Genomic DNA, 14,360 nt, shown 5'->3' with positions numbered 1-14,360 from the left:
GTCTGCGGCGACCCCGACGCCGCGGGCCGGCTCGCCGAACGCCTCGGCGGCCACCCGGCGCAGCGCGACGAGGACGGCGCCGACGCGGACAGCCCGCTGTCCGTCGTCCTCGGCGGCACACCGCTGGACGACCTGCCGCGCGACGCCGCCCGCGGCGCCGTACTCGTCCAGGACAAGGACCCGATGCTGCTCTCCGGCACCCTCGGCGAGCTGCTCGACGTACCGGCCTCCGGGCATGTGGACGCGACGAAGGCGCTGGCCGCGGCCCAGTGCGACGACGTACTGGCCGCGCTGGCGCAGGCGTCCGTCGACGACTCCGGCGACCCGATGCGCACCCACATCACCGAGCGCGGCCGCTCCCTGTCCGGCGGCCAGCGCCAGCGGCTGGCGCTGGCGAGGTCGTTGGTCGCCGACCCGGAGGTGCTGGTGCTCGACGAACCGACCAGCGCCGTCGACGCGCACACCGAGGCCCGGATCGCCGACGGCCTACGGGAGATCAGGACGGGCCGTACGACGGTGGTGCTCACCTCCAGCCCCCTCCTTCTGGACCGGGCCGAACAGGTGGTGTTCCTCCACGAGGGCAAGGTCGTCGCCGAGGCCACCCACCGCGAACTGCTGCACAGCCACCCCGCCTACCGCGCCGTCGTCACCCGCGAGACGGACACCGAGCCGGCGATGTCGACCGGCATGACCGAGGAGACCGCATGATCGGCCTGGCGCCGCCGGAGCACGATCCGGACGCACCGCAGATCCTCACCACACTGCCTGTCGGCTCACCGGCGACGGTACGTGGCTATGCCCGCGGCCTGCTCCGCCGCCACCGCCGGGCGTTCACCGTGCTGATCGCCGTGAACGCGGCCGCGGTGATCGCCTCCATGGCCGGCCCGTATCTGCTCGGCGGGGTCGTCGAGAAGCTGTCCGCGGGCGCCCGGGACGTCCAACTGGGGCACACCGTCGCGCTGTTCGTCCTCGCACTGGTCGCCCAGACGGTGTTCGTCCGCATGGTCCGGCTGCGCGGGGCGATGCTCGGCGAGCTGATGCTGGCGGATCTGCGCGAGGACTTCCTCGTACGGTCCGTGGCACTGCCGCCGGGCGTTCTGGAGCGGGCCGGCACCGGCGATCTGCTGTCGCGGATCACCACGGACATCGACCGGCTGTCCAGCGCGATGCGCGAGGCCGTACCGCAGCTGTCCATCGGTGTGGTGTGGATGGCGCTGCTGCTCGGCGGGCTCACCGTCACCGCGCCGCCGCTCGCGCTGTCCGTAGTGATCGCGCTGCCGCTGCTGATCGTCGGCTGCCGCTGGTACTTCAAACGGGCGCCCGGCGCCTACCGTTCGGAGGCCGCCGGCTATGCCGCGGTGTCCGCCGTACTCACCGAGTCCGTGGACGCGGGACGCACCATCGAGGCCCATCGGCTGGGCTCACGCCGTATCGCCCGGTCCGAGGACCGCATCCGCACATGGACGCAATGGGAGCGCTACACCCTCTTCCTGCGCTCGGTCCTCTTCCCCGTCATCGATGTGACGTATGTGCTGCTCCTGGGCTCGGTGCTGCTGCTCGGCGGGGCATTCGTCATCCAGGGCTGGATGACCCCGGGGCAGCTGACGACCGGCGCTCTGCTGGGGCAGATGATGATCGAGCCGGTCGGCATGATCCTGCGCTGGTACGACGAGCTGCAGGTGGCCCAGGTGTCCATCGCGCGGCTCGTCGGCGTCCGGGAGATCGAGCCGGAGGCCGGTGGCGCGGAACGGCTCCCCGACGGCCGGGACGTCCACGCCGACGACGTCAGCTTCGGCTACCGCGCGGGCGTCGATGTGCTGCGCGAGGTCTCGTTGCAGGTCCGGCCGGGGACCCGGCTGGCGCTGGTGGGTCCGTCCGGCGCCGGCAAATCGACGCTCGGCCGGCTGCTGGCGGGCATCTACGGCCCCCGCACCGGCACGGTCACCATGGGCGGCGCCGAGCTCTCCGACCTGCCGGCCGAGCGGATCCGCGAACTGGTGGCACTGGTCAACCAGGAGCACCACATCTTCGTGGGCCCGCTCCGCGACAATCTTCTGCTGGCACGCACGGCGGCGACGGACGCCGAACTATGGGCCGCTCTCGGCGCGGTGGACGCCGCCGACTGGGCAAGGGCCCTGAAGCAGGGCCTGGACACCGAGGTCGGCTCGGGCGGCCATACGCTGACGCCGGCCCAGGCCCAGCAGATCGCGCTGGCCCGCCTGGTACTCGCCGATCCGCACACCCTCGTACTGGACGAGGCGACCTCCCTGCTCGACCCACGGGCGGCCCGCCACTTGGAACGCTCACTGGGCAAGGTGCTGGACGGCCGCACGGTGGTGGCCATCGCCCACCGGCTGCACACCGCGCACGACGCCGATGTGATCGCGGTCGTCGAACAAGGCCGCATCAGCGAACTGGGCAGCCACGACGAACTGGTCGCCGCCGAGGGCGCGTATGCGGCGTTGTGGCGGTCGTGGCATGGGTGACCTGATGTGGCTCGGCGCCGGTGCAGGGTCCGCGTTTCGATGCGCAGCCGCACGAGGCGCTCCCTACGGTTCAGGCATGGCGGTACGGAGCGTTGGCCCGCAGCGTCGGGGAGCCGGCTGAGGAGCTGTTGCCGTATCCCGCTCAGTTCACGGTCGTTCCCGTCTGCCGGCCGGCCAGGCGTCCGAGCAGCGAAGTGTGGTGTGATGCGTCGGTGGCGAGCGCGGGCGCGGTCCAGGCCATGGCGAGGCCGCCGTCCAGCACCGCTCGGTCCGCGCCGTCACTGGCGCCGTAGCGGGTGAACTCGGGATGGTGTGCGGTGGCGTTGTTGGTGTTGTAGCCGATGAAGGGGTGAATGGACGGCACCAAGTGGGAGACGTTGCCCATATCGGTGGATGCGCCGCGCATGCCCTGCTCGGAGGGCATGACAGTACGGCCCAGACGGGACGCGGCATCGGCGTACAGGGACGCCATCGGGGTGTCCTGGTGCAGGTCGACGTAGTCATTGCCGACGCTGCGAATCTCCAGGTCAGCGCCGGTGGCCAGCGCGCCTGCCGCGAAACAGGCGCGGATCGCGCGCTGGAGCTCGCGCAGGTCTTCGAGGGTCTCGGCCCGGCAGTCGTACGAGGCGTCGGCCCGGGCCGGGATGACGTTGGGGGCCTCGCCGGCGGAGGCGACGAAGCCGTGGACGATGCCACCGGGGATCATCTGCTGGCGTTGCAGGCCGATGGCGACCTGGGCGAGGGTCATCGCGTCGGCGGCGTTGACGCCGCGGTGTGGCATGACGGCGGCATGGGCGGGCGTACCGGTGTAGGAGACCTGCCAGCTGCTGATGGCCAGGGTGCATGCACCGGCACAGTCCTCCGGGCCGGCGTGGAGCATCATCGCGGCCGCCACGCCGTCGAAGGCACCCCCATGGATCATGTCGACCTTCCCGCCGCCGTACTCCTCTGCCGGGGTGCCCAGCAGCTTGACGGTGACCCCGATCTCGTCGGCGATCTCCGCCAGTGACAGGGCTGCGGCCACAGCGGCCGCTCCGTTCACGTTGTGTCCGCAGGCGTGCCCGATACCCGGCAGTGCGTCGAACTCGGCGCAGATGCCGATCACAAGATCGCCACTGCCGGCCGTGGCGGTGAAGGCGGTCGGCAGGTCGCATACACCGCGCGCCACCGCGAAGCCACTGCCCTCCATCAGGTCGGCGATCTTGGCTGCGGATCGGGTTTCCTCGTAGGCGAGTTCGGGCTCGGCGTGGAGACTGTGGCTGAGGGCGATCACGTCATCCTGGCGTGCCGTCAGCCGCGCTCGGGAGCGCTCACGCAGGGCGTCGGCGAAAGCGGTGGAAAGGTTCACAGGGTCCTCTCCTGGAGGCGTGCCACCCACCCGTGCCGGAGAAGGACGGCGGGGCACACGGCCCGGCGACAACGCACGGGCCCGGTGGAATCAGGAAGCCAATGTGAATCACAGGCGTCATCTACGACAATGGGTGGCCGAAATGTCGGATGAAAGCGTCAGAACAAGCTGCTGCGGCAGCGAATCCCGACACATCCATCCGCCTGGGCAACGCGCTCGGACAACCCTGCACAACCCGAGCAGCACCACCGGATACTGAGCGGCACCCCGCAACGGAGACCACCGTGACCAGCAAGGACGACGACCCGACACCCATCGCCCTCGACGCCCTTGACCAAGCCGTCCTGCGGACCCTGCGCAGAGAGCCCCGGGCGAGCTACGCGGAGGTCGCCGCCGCCACCGGCGCTCATGAGCGGACGGTCGCCCGCAGGGTGGAACGCATGCTGGGCACCGGACGCATCCGCTTCACCGCGAGCCTGCTCCACGAATACATCGGCACGGGAGTGGCCGCTCAGCTCGCGATCCGGTGCGCCCCCGGTCACCTCCACCACACCGCCCACGCCCTCGCCCGTCGTCCCGATACCTACTCGGTCGAGGTCGCAACCGGCCCGGCCGCGGTCTTCGTCGAGCTGACCGTTCCCGACCACCGCGAACTGCTCTCCGTCGTGGACGGCCCGATCGCCAAAATGACCGGTGTCGTCGGCATCGAGACGCAGCTGCTGCTCACCTTGCTGCTCACGGCCAACGACTGGGCACCGTATGACGACGAGCCGACTGCGGTACGACGCGCCGTGAGCCAGGGAACACCGCTGCCGGCCCCCTGCCGACCGACGAACTGGACGAGCAGCTGGTCGCACTCCTGAAGGAGGACGCCCGGATGTCCACCACCCGCCTGGCCCGGGAACTGCGGGTCGGCGAAACCACCGCCCGCCGCCGGCTCTCCCGGCTCATGGGCTCCCACGTCCTGCACCTGCGGCTCCACGCGGAGCCCGAGGTCCTCGGCTTTCCCATCGAGGCACGCTTCCGCCTCGCCGTCCCGCAACGCGGTCTGGACGCCACCCTGCGAGCGCTCGGCCGTGAACCTGAGGTGCGCTCACTGGCCCTCACCTCCGGGCGGTACAACGTCCTCGGCTACTCCAGCCACCGCTCCATGGAAGATCTGCACGACTTCAGCAGCCGCGCTTTCGGCGCCGCCGACGGCATAGCGACCGAAACCGCCCTGCTGATCCGCAGCTACAAGCGCGCCGGCGTCACCACCCTCTGAGCCCGGCCGACGCCGAACCGCCACGAGCCGAACCAGGGCCATGCCATTCGGCTGGTCGAGCTCCTGCATCTGAAAGCCGGTCACGCTCCACCTGACTTCCGCGTTCAGCGACAAAGCGGCCCGCGGTGACGTCCGCGTTCGTGCCGGAGGAAGCCGCACCTCCAGCTAGCCATTGAACTTCGGTCAGCCCAGCTGGCGTTCGCCATACCGACCTCTTTCTGCTGGTCACCGGGCGTGAGGTGCCCTCTCAGGCGACCCAGTGCGGTCGTCGGGTGGCGGACGGGAGCGAGAGGCCGTCGGCGAGGGTGGCGGCCATGCGGTGTACGGCCTCGCGCAGGGCTTCTGAAGGTGTGGTGTAGGGGATGCGGAGCCGTTGTTCGAAGATGCCCGGGTCGGTGGCGAAGTAGGCACCGCTCTCGATCCGTACCCCGTTGTCCAATGCCCGCTCGGCCAGCGCCGAGGCGACAGGCTCGCCCAGATCGACCCACAGCGACAGACCGCCGGGCGGCAGTTGCCAGGTCCACTGCGGGATGTGCTCGGCCAAGGCCTCGGCCAGAGCAGCGCGCTGCCGGCGCAGCTGTTCCAGGCGGGACGGCAAGAGCTCGCCGGCCCGTGCCAGCAGGGCGAGGGCCAGGAGTTGGTCCACGACCGATCCGCCCATGTCGGTGGCGACTCGCTGGCCGGCGAGTTCGGTGACGAGCCGGGCGGGGGCGCGCAGCCAGCCGATGCGCAGGCCGCCCCAGTGGGTCTTGCTCATCGAGCCGATGGTGATGACCTGGCCGGTTCCACCGGGCGTGGCGTGGGAGGCGAAGGGCGGCGGGGCGGGGACGTCGAGGGCGAGGTCGGCCAGGGTCTCGTCGATGACCAGCCAGGTGCCGGAGCGCCCCGCGGCGCGCAGGATGCGGACGCGCTCATCCTCGGGCATGAGGCAGCCGGTCGGATTGTGGAAGTCGGGTATCAGATAGGCCAGTTGGGGCACCACCTGACGCAAGGTCGATTCGACGATCTCGATGTCCCAGCCGGTGTCGGTCACGGGGACCGACACGGTGCGCAGCCGGGCGCGGCGCATGGCCTCCAGAGCGTTCGGGTAGGACGGATTCTCGACCATGACCCGGTCGCCGGGGCCGCAGAGCAGCCCCAGGACGAGCGTGAGTGCGTGCTGGGCGCCGGAGGTCACCAGGATCTGTTCGGGCACGGTGGCCAGGCCCCGCCGGGTGAAACGCTCGGCGATGGCGGCGCGCAGTTCCGGCAGGCCGTAGGGGTGGTAGCCGGGGGTGTGCGCATGCTCGGCCAGCTGCGGGGCGATCTGGGCGAGGGCATCGGTGAGCGTCTGCTCCGGCAGTCCTGGTGCGGCTCTGGCCAGGTCGATCGCGGTGTCCTGGGGTCCGAGGAGGCGCCTGATGCCGCTGGGAGTACGGCCCTCGGGCAGGGTCGTCCAGGTGCCGGAGCCCTGGCGTCTGTGCACGTAGCCGCTCTCGCGCAGCAGGTCGTACACGGCGGTGATGGTGGTCCTGCTGGTGTTGAGGGCGGTGGCCAGTTCCCGTTCGGCGGGGAGTTTGACGTGCAGGGCGATACGGCCGTCCAGGATCAGCGCGCTGATCGCCTGAGCCAGGTGGCGGTAGGCGGGCCGCATTCCCGCCGGGTCCGGCAGCATCGCGGCGAGCTGTCGGCTCCCTATGGTCCGGTCCGTGCGGCCCACCCTGTCCGCGCGCGGGAACGGGTTCGTGTCAACCACACCATTCTCCCAGGATTGGCCATGTCATCCAGGCCAATCACTCTACAGAGTTGCCTCATTGGCCTTGAAGGCGCAGAGCACACCATGGAGGCAACCCGGTATGCAGCAGGACGTCACGGACCGCTCCGAGCGCGAACTCCGGCCGGGACACCAGGAATGCACCACAACGCCCCTCAGGTCCCACAAGCGTCGCTCTCCCCCACTCACTTACGTCTCCCTCGGTGAGCGGCCGACCAGACGTCTGCCCCAACTGTTCATCGGCCTCGCCCTGTACGGATTCAGCATCGCGGTCCTCGTCCGGGCGTCGCTGGGCCTCAGCCCCTGGAGCGTCCTCAACGAGGGTCTGGAGAAGCACACCTTCCTGAGCTTCGGCACGCTCACCGGCGTCGTAGGTGTCGTCGTCCTGCTGCTGTGGATCCCCCTCAGACAGCGGCCGACATTCGGCACCGGCGCCAACATCGTCGTCCTGGCCTGCTCATCCGACCTCGGTCTCCGGCTCATCCCCCAGCACCTCGGACTTCTTGCCCGGATTGGCCTGCTCGCCGGCGGCATCCTCCTCAATGGGCTGTCCGTCGCCGTCTACGTCGGCGCGCGCTTCGGGCCCGGGCCCCGGGACGGACTGATGACCGGCGCGACCGCCGCAACCGGGCGTTCCCTCCGGCTGGTCCGCACCCTGATCGAGATCACCATGCTCGCCGTGGGCTGGCTGCTCGGCGGGAGCGTGGGTGTCGGCACCGTGCTCTACGCACTCGCGGTCGGCCCGACCGCCCAGTTCTTCATGCCCTGGTTCGCCTACAGGAGCACTGCCGAACGCATGGGTGACCCGGCACTCTCCTAGGGCCTGTACGGAGTCGTGATCAATGGTGCGGGGGATCCCGCTCCGGCTTGCTCTGCGTACTGGTAGAACGCCTGGATGGCGCGACGTGAACTCAGCGATCACGAGTGGGAGTTGATCGAACCGTTTCTGCGATCGGGCAGTTCGGGCCCTACCCTTACCGGCTGCGCGAGCAGTTCGAGGGGGTGATCTGGCGGTTTCGCACCGGCAGTCAGTGGCGGGAGATCCCGCGTGAGTTCGGTCCTTGGTCGACGGTCTATGACCGTTTCTCCCAGTGGCGGAGCGCCGGGGTGTTCGCTGCGCTGATGGAAGGCATGATCGCCGAGGCTGCTCGCCGTGGAGAGGCGGATATGTCGCTGGTCAGCGTGGACTCCACGGTGACCCGCGCTCATCATGACGCCGCCGGGATGGTGGGAGACCCCGAAGTACTCGAGGCACTGGAGAAGGCCGCGGCCGAAGAACAAAGGGGGCGGTGGAAACCGGGCAAACCGCCCCGGTGAATACCGAGCCTGAGGACCAAGCCGAGCGCCGACGGCATCGGCAGCGCCGCCGCGCCGGCTGAGAGCGGCCGCGCTTGGTCGCTCGCGCGGCGGGCTGACCAGCAAGGTCCACCTCGCAGCGGACATCCGCTGCCGCCCGATGGCGTTCGTACTCACGCCCGGGCAGGCTGCAGACAGCCCCCGGTTCATCCCGCTCCTGGAGAAGATCAAGGTGCGCGGGACTGTCGGGCGTCCCCGCACCCGCCCGGACGCCGTCGCCGCCGATAAGGCGTACTCCTCGCGAGCCAACCGCGCCTACCTGCACAAACGGAAGATCAAGGCAGTCATTCCGGAGAAGGCGGACCAGGCCGCGAACCGTAAGAAGCGCGGCAGCATCGGCGGGCGGCCGGTCACCCACGACGTCGAGCAGTACAAGGGGCGCAACACCGTCGAGCGAGCCATCAACAAAATCAAGGCGTGGCGTGGCCTGGCCACCCGCTACGACAAGACACCGGACAGCTACCTGGCGGGGCTTCAGCTGCGCGGCTCGATCATCTGGCTCCGCAGCCTCCACCCCGCCTGATCACGACTCCTTACAGGTCCTGGACCCGGCGGCCCGTTGCGGAGGCGAAGCCAAGCCAGGTGTGGCGGTTGCCCCACCAGCACCAGCCGACCTTCGGGGCATTGCGCCGCTCGCGGCCGTCCCGCCCCGTGCCGTTGCTGATCCAGATCGCCGGGGTACGGGCGTCCAGGGCGCCGTTCGCCTTGCGCAGCCGGGAACCGATGGTCATGAAGCAGCGGTTGCGCTCCAGGATCGCCGGCTGCTGGAGCACCCAGTGGATGCCCTCGGTGAGCAGCAGCGGGGTGCGGTCCTCCTTGGTGAGGGCGGGCAGCGCCTCCTCCGGGCTCCAGTTGGCCATGTGGTCGCCACGATCGAGGTCGGTGACGAGGTAGAGGGGGGCGTCGGGCAGCGCGACCGTTTCGAGCGGGGCGAAGTGGTCGACGTCGGGCATGTCGGTGACGACGAAACCCGGCTTGCCGTCACGGCGGAGCAGCGGCGCGAGGGCGGAGGCAGGGGCTTGGTCTGGGTGAACAGCGAGAAGGGCGCCATCGCCGGCCGCAGGAACCTCGGCGGCCTTGGCGAAGGTACGCANCGCCATCGCCGGCCGCAGGAACCTCGGCGGCCTTGGCGAAGGTACGCAGCTCGGCGGCGGGCAGCCCGGCGATCTCATGCACCCCCAGCTCGATCAGACGCTCGGCCTGCACGCTCAAGGCCGGAAGTACCGGAAGAACGGTGGAGGTGACGGGCATGGTTTCGGGCACGATGCTCCCAGGGATAGCGACGTGAACGGGCCCAAAGTGAACGAGGCGACCCGCCGGAACATTCCCGCCGCTGCTGCCTCCGCCCCTTCCCGTGATCACGACTCCGTACAGGCCCCAGGAGGCGCAAGCCGCCTGAAACGATCAAGGCCTGAGAGGGGCGTACGTACTGCCCCGAGCATGACGAACGGCTCGACCGGCGCGGCAAGTCAGAAGGGTCCACTCCAGTGCGTGCCGACCGCCCAAAGAACTCAGAGAACTCAGAGAACTCAGACGATCAAACCCATCAGCGCCGACGAACGCCACGATCGCGCCACCCCGCAGCCGTAGGGGGCCCTTCCGCTGCCCAACCATCCCTGCCGCCCGCCCGCTGTTCACGCGCGTTGCGTTGGTCCAAGGCCCGCGTCAGCCGACGGCCGGCATCGCGAGCAGCGCCCAACTCGGCCTCGCGGTCTTCCAGGGAGGCGGCTGGTTCGACGTTGCACTGTTCACGGCGGGTGATCTTCCGCTGGAGTTCGCCGATGGCGGCGGGGCGCCCAGGCCGGTCTCCCGCCACCCGCTCGCCCAGCACCTCGGACAGCCGCTGCCCCGACTGCTGAAGGCGGGTGACCAAGCGGGTGTTGCGGGCTTGCGCATGGGCGAGGTCGGCTTGCCGTGCGATGCCGGACACGCTGACCGGCGAGCCGTTCCGGGCTGCGGTCTTCAGGGCTTTGACCACCCGCTGCCGCCGCCGGAGAACAACGGCCTCGCCGTTGGGGCGCGCCTCATGGTGGGTGCGCCGCGCCGTGCCGGTCGGCGGTCGACCGCAGACCGCCGACCGCCGGCTACCGGCTACCGGCTACCGGCTACCGGCTACCGGCTACCGGCTACCGGCTACCGACGAGTCGGCCAGTTGTGGCCGGGGGCGGCAGCGCGGCAGCCGCGTCGGTCAACTACCGTCCCGCGCCTGCCGGACGCCGCGACCGCGTCGGCCAACCGTGCCCATCGGCCGAACACAGCGCCCCTGCCCGTCAGATGTATCCGAGGGCGCCCAGGCCGCCGATGCCGCCCAGCACCATGAAGATCGGCATCAGTACCTTCAGCTCCACCCAGCTGCCGGCCTTGAAGCGCATGGCCTTGGGCGGGCCGACCGGGTACCAGCGCTTACGGCCTATCGGGATGGGCCACAGTACGGGGCAGCCCGACACGGTCAGTGCGTCGCCGATGTCATGGACCAGTGCGCCGAGCACGATCGGCAGGCCCAGCCAGAGGTACTGCTGTCCCGGTTCGGTGAACAGCCAGCTCGCGCCGTTGCCCGGCTGGTCGAGAATGCCGGCGAGGATCCAGGCCGAGGCCGCGCCCAGCAGCCACACCAGCACATCGCTGGAGACCCGGGCCGCCCGCCACAGCAGCCCCTCGATGGCGAGCACCATGTGCACGAAGAGGATGCCGAGGACCGCCCAGCGGCCACCCTGCATCGCCAGCAGCGACATCCCGCCGCCGACCAGCACGGCCCACACCCAGGTGTGGGTGAGCGTGCGGTGACCTCCGGAACGGTTCGAGTCGCCGCGCATCTTGGTCGCCTTGTAGACCGCATGCGAGATCGAGTCGACCACTTCGCACAGCGTCCGCGAAAGCGGCCCGAAGGCCCGCGAGATGGTCGCGGACTTGTGGTCAAGGTCCGGTGCGAGCGCCGCGCCCGCACAGATCAGAGCCCCGCAGACGAGCACCGGCCAGGGCATCGGATGTCCGGCGGCAGCGGCCGCCGCGCCCACCCCCAGCCAGGCCGCGGCCCCGGACAGCGAGTGCGCCGGTCCCATCATGGTTGTTCCCACCCCTTGTTCTCTTGCGCGTACGTCGGTGCCTCGCACGCTTCCGAGTCGCGCTTCTGACGCCCGATCGGCGACTCAGCGTAGCGTCAGATGATCTCCGTACGGGTAGGGGGTGAGCGGCCGGCGGACACCGACGGGCGAACCGCTCTTCGCGTACGCCGGGTGATCTCCGCCACGCTCCGGCGACGGCACGGTACGGAGGACACCCGCCGACGACAACAGCGCGTCCGCGAACGTGTACGGAATGTAAAGACATTGCGCCGAAGCCTCCGCGGACGTCACGGGTGCGGTGGGCCTGCGTTGACTGCCGGCGGCCGATGTCCACGTTCCGCACGGCGCCACCCGGCCCGGCGACGCGCCAGCCGGGCCGAGGGCTGGAGGGCCACGTTTCCGCAGGTCAGGGCTGTGAATGGGAGATCGCGGGTGGATATCGCGGCCGGCTCGGTGGAGCCCGCAGGTCCGTGGAGCAGTGAACTCGGCCCGCCGCTGAGCTTCGGTTGATCTCCCTCTGGATCGCCGGTTCCCTGATCGGGGCCGAAGCCAGGCAGTATGGGGGGCGTGACCCTCATCGATCATCTCCCGAACAACGCCGACCCCGATGCCCTCTACGAAGCCTTTTCGGGCTGGGCCGAGCAGCAGGGCATCTCGCTCTACCCTGCCCAGGAGGAGGCGCTGATCGAGGTGGTCTCGGGGGCGAACGTCATCCTGTCCACCCCCACCGGCTCCGGCAAGAGCCTGGTGGCGGCCGGCGCGCACTTCACCGCCCTCGCCAATGACCAGGTCACCTTCTACACCGCACCGATCAAGGCGCTGGTGTCGGAGAAGTTCTTCGATCTGTGCAAGCTGTTCGGTACCGAGAACGTCGGCATGCTCACCGGCGACGCGTCGGTCAACGCCGATGCGCCGGTCATCTGCTGCACCGCCGAGGTCCTTGCCTCGATAGCGCTGCGGGACGGCAAGGACGCCGATATCGGCCAGGTCGTGATGGACGAGTTCCACTTCTATGCCGAGCCGGACCGTGGCTGGGCCTGGCAGATTCCGCTGCTCGAACTGCCGCAGGCGCAGTTCATCCTGATGTCGGCGACGCTCGGCGACATGTCGCGCTTCGAGGGGGACCTGACCCGGCGCACGGGGAAGCCGACCTCGATGGTGCGCTCGGCGACGCGGCCGGTGCCGCTGTCGTACGAGTACCGCACGACGCCGCTGACGGAGACGCTCACCGAGCTGCTGGAGACCCGCCAGTCCCCGGTGTACATCGTGCACTTCACCCAGGCCGCCGCCGTGGAGCGGGCGCAGGCCCTGATGAGCATCAATATGTGTACGCGCGCCGAGAAGGACGAGATCGCCCAGCTCATCGGGAACTTCCGGTTCACCACCAAGTTCGGCCGCAACCTGTCGCGTTATGTCCGCCATGGCATCGGCGTGCACCACGCCGGCATGCTGCCGAAGTACCGCAGGCTCGTCGAAAAGCTGGCGCAGGCCGGTCTGTTGAAGGTCATCTGCGGTACGGACACCCTTGGTGTGGGCGTCAACGTCCCGATCCGTACGGTGCTGTTCACCGCGCTGACCAAGTACGACGGGTCGCGGGTGCGGACGCTGCGGGCGCGGGAGTTCCATCAGATCGCGGGCCGTGCCGGCCGGGCCGGCTTCGACACCGCAGGCTTTGTGGTCGCGCAGGCACCCGAGCATGTCGTGGAGAACGAGAAGGCGCTGGCCAAGGCGGGCGACGATCCCAAGAAGCGCCGGAAGGTGGTCCGCAAGAAGGCGCCGGAGGGCTTTGTCAACTGGGGTGAGAACACCTTCGAGAAGCTCATCGCCTCCGATCCGGAGCCGCTGACCTCCCGTTTCCGGGTGACGCACGCGATGCTGCTGTCGGTGATCGCCCGGCCGGGCAACGCCTTCGAGGCGATGCGCAAGCTCCTTGAGGACAATCACGAGTCGCGCAGGAATCAGCTGCGGCACATTCGCCGTGCCATCGCGATCTACCGGTCGCTGCTGGACGGCGGGATCGTGGAGCGGCTGGCGGAGCCGGACGCGGAGGGGCGGATCGTCCGGCTGACCGTCGATCTTCAGCAGGACTTCGCGCTCAACCAGCCGCTGTCGACGTTCGCGCTGGCCGCCTTCGATCTGCTCGACCCCGAGTCGCCGTCCTACGCGCTGGACATGGTCTCGGTCGTGGAGTCCACGCTGGACGATCCGCGGCAGATCCTGGCCGCTCAGCAGAACAAGGCCCGCGGCGAGGCGGTGGCCCAGATGAAGGCCGACGGCGTCGAGTACGAAGAGCGCATGGAACGGCTCATGGACGTCGAGTACCCCAAGCCGCTCGATGAGCTGCTCTTCCACGCTTATGGCCTGTACCGAAAGAGCCACCCGTGGGTCGGCGACCATCCACTGTCGCCGAAGTCGGTCATCCGCGATATGTACGAACGCGCGATGACGTTCACGGAGTTCACGTCCTTCTACGAGCTGGCGCGCACCGAGGGGATCGTGCTGCGCTACCTGGCGAGTGCGTTCAAGACGCTGGACCACACCGTGCCGGACGATCTGAAGTCCGAGGACTTCCAGGACATCATCGCCTGGCTGGGCGAGATGGTGCGGCAGGTCGACTCCAGTCTGCTGGACGAGTGGGAGCAGCTCGCCAACCCCGAGGTGGAGACGGCGGACCAGGCCGCGGAGCGGGCCGATCAGGTCCGGCCGGTCACGGCCAATGCGCGGGCGTTCCGGGTGCTGGTGCGCAATGCGATGTTCCGGCGGGTGGAGCTGGCGGCGCTGGACAAGGTCGAGGAGCTCGGCGAGATGGACGCCGAGTCCGGCTGGGACGCGGATGCCTGGGGCGACGCGATGGACGCCTACTGGGACGAATACGACGAGCTGGGCACCGGTCCGGACGCGCGCGGCCCGAAGCTGCTGCAAATTGAGGAGGATGCCGAGCACGGACTCTGGAAGGTACGGCAGACTTTCGCCGACCCGAACGGTGATCACGACTGGGGCATCTCCGCGGAGGTGGACCTGGCCGCCTCCGACGAGGAGGGGCGCGCGGTGGTGCGGGTCACGGATGTGGGTCAGTTGTAAGGCGACGGCT

Annotated in this window: 10 protein-coding genes and 3 pseudogenes; 7 read left to right on the top strand and 6 right to left on the bottom strand. The window is 69.6% G+C overall.

What is annotated here, in order from left to right; genetic code table 11:
• Both DY245_RS23900 and DY245_RS23895 read left to right on the top strand, forming a co-directional pair.
• A partial coding sequence (locus DY245_RS23900; protein WP_147318367.1) for an ATP-binding cassette domain-containing protein occupies nt 1–708 on the top strand: 708 nt, incomplete at its 5' end.
• Entirely contained in the window at nt 705–2,486 is a 1,782-nt protein-coding gene (locus tag DY245_RS23895) for an ABC transporter ATP-binding protein (RefSeq protein WP_128509282.1), read from the top strand. The genes DY245_RS23900 and DY245_RS23895, both read left to right, overlap by 4 nt.
• Nucleotides 2,487–2,628: 142 nt before the next feature.
• On the opposite strand, the gene DY245_RS23890 is transcribed toward DY245_RS23895, so the two are convergent.
• The gene (locus tag DY245_RS23890; RefSeq protein WP_220377935.1) at nt 2,629–3,834 is read right to left on the bottom strand and encodes an amidohydrolase; all 1,206 of its coding nucleotides are present in this window, start codon (nt 3,832–3,834) and stop codon (nt 2,629–2,631) included.
• A 284-nt stretch (nt 3,835–4,118) separates the two neighbouring features.
• Here DY245_RS23890 and DY245_RS46660 point away from each other — a divergent pair, with 284 nt between their 5' ends.
• Both DY245_RS46660 and DY245_RS46655 read left to right on the top strand, forming a co-directional pair.
• A complete protein-coding gene (locus DY245_RS46660) occupies nt 4,119–4,697 on the top strand; it encodes an Lrp/AsnC family transcriptional regulator (RefSeq protein ID WP_244943219.1) in 579 nt (192 codons plus the stop codon).
• Between the two features lie 14 nt (nt 4,698–4,711).
• A complete protein-coding gene (locus tag DY245_RS46655) occupies nt 4,712–5,098 on the top strand; it encodes an Lrp/AsnC family transcriptional regulator (RefSeq protein WP_244943218.1) in 387 nt (128 codons plus the stop codon).
• Between the two features lie 247 nt (nt 5,099–5,345).
• Here DY245_RS46655 and yczR read toward each other — a convergent pair whose 3' ends face one another.
• Nucleotides 5,346–6,833 carry a MocR-like transcription factor YczR gene (gene yczR, locus DY245_RS23880; protein ID WP_425329434.1) on the bottom strand — a complete coding sequence of 496 codons (1,488 nt, stop codon included), beginning with the start codon at nt 6,831–6,833 and terminating at the stop codon, nt 5,346–5,348.
• Between the two features lie 100 nt (nt 6,834–6,933).
• Between yczR and yczE the strand changes: the two genes are divergently transcribed.
• Nucleotides 6,934–7,671 carry a membrane protein YczE gene (yczE, locus tag DY245_RS23875; protein ID WP_244943217.1) on the top strand — a complete coding sequence of 246 codons (738 nt, stop codon included), beginning with the start codon at nt 6,934–6,936 and terminating at the stop codon, nt 7,669–7,671.
• Nucleotides 7,672–7,746: 75 nt separating this feature from the next.
• Nucleotides 7,747–8,730 (top strand): annotated as a pseudogene (locus DY245_RS23870) (IS5 family transposase).
• A gap of 10 nt (nt 8,731–8,740) precedes the next feature.
• On the opposite strand, the pseudogene DY245_RS23865 reads toward DY245_RS23870, so the two are convergent.
• The 4 genes and pseudogenes from DY245_RS23865 to DY245_RS23855 all read right to left on the bottom strand — a co-directional run.
• A pseudogene (locus DY245_RS23865) lies at nt 8,741–9,300 on the bottom strand (DUF5701 family protein); the annotation flags it as partial.
• Nucleotide 9,301: 1 nt separating this feature from the next.
• Nucleotides 9,302–9,470 (bottom strand): annotated as a pseudogene (locus DY245_RS48380) (DUF5701 family protein); the annotation flags it as partial.
• Nucleotides 9,471–9,753: 283 nt separating this feature from the next.
• Nucleotides 9,754–10,185: a hypothetical protein gene (locus tag DY245_RS23860; protein ID WP_181923836.1), complete on the bottom strand. Its 432-nt coding sequence runs from the start codon at nt 10,183–10,185 to the stop codon at nt 9,754–9,756.
• A gap of 292 nt (nt 10,186–10,477) precedes the next feature.
• Nucleotides 10,478–11,269: a metal-dependent hydrolase gene (locus DY245_RS23855; RefSeq protein ID WP_128509281.1), complete on the bottom strand. Its 792-nt coding sequence runs from the start codon at nt 11,267–11,269 to the stop codon at nt 10,478–10,480.
• A 567-nt stretch (nt 11,270–11,836) separates the two neighbouring features.
• Between DY245_RS23855 and DY245_RS23850 the strand changes: the two genes are divergently transcribed.
• Entirely contained in the window at nt 11,837–14,350 is a 2,514-nt protein-coding gene (locus tag DY245_RS23850; RefSeq protein WP_128509280.1) for a DEAD/DEAH box helicase, read from the top strand.
• The last annotated feature ends 10 nt before the right edge of the window (nt 14,351–14,360 follow it).

Source organism: Streptomyces inhibens (assembly GCF_003389455.1).
Classification (GTDB): Bacteria; Actinomycetota; Actinomycetes; order Streptomycetales; family Streptomycetaceae; genus Streptomyces; species Streptomyces inhibens.
The sequence above is the reverse complement of the archived record's forward strand: the minus strand, read 5'-3'. Positions and strand labels throughout refer to the sequence as shown.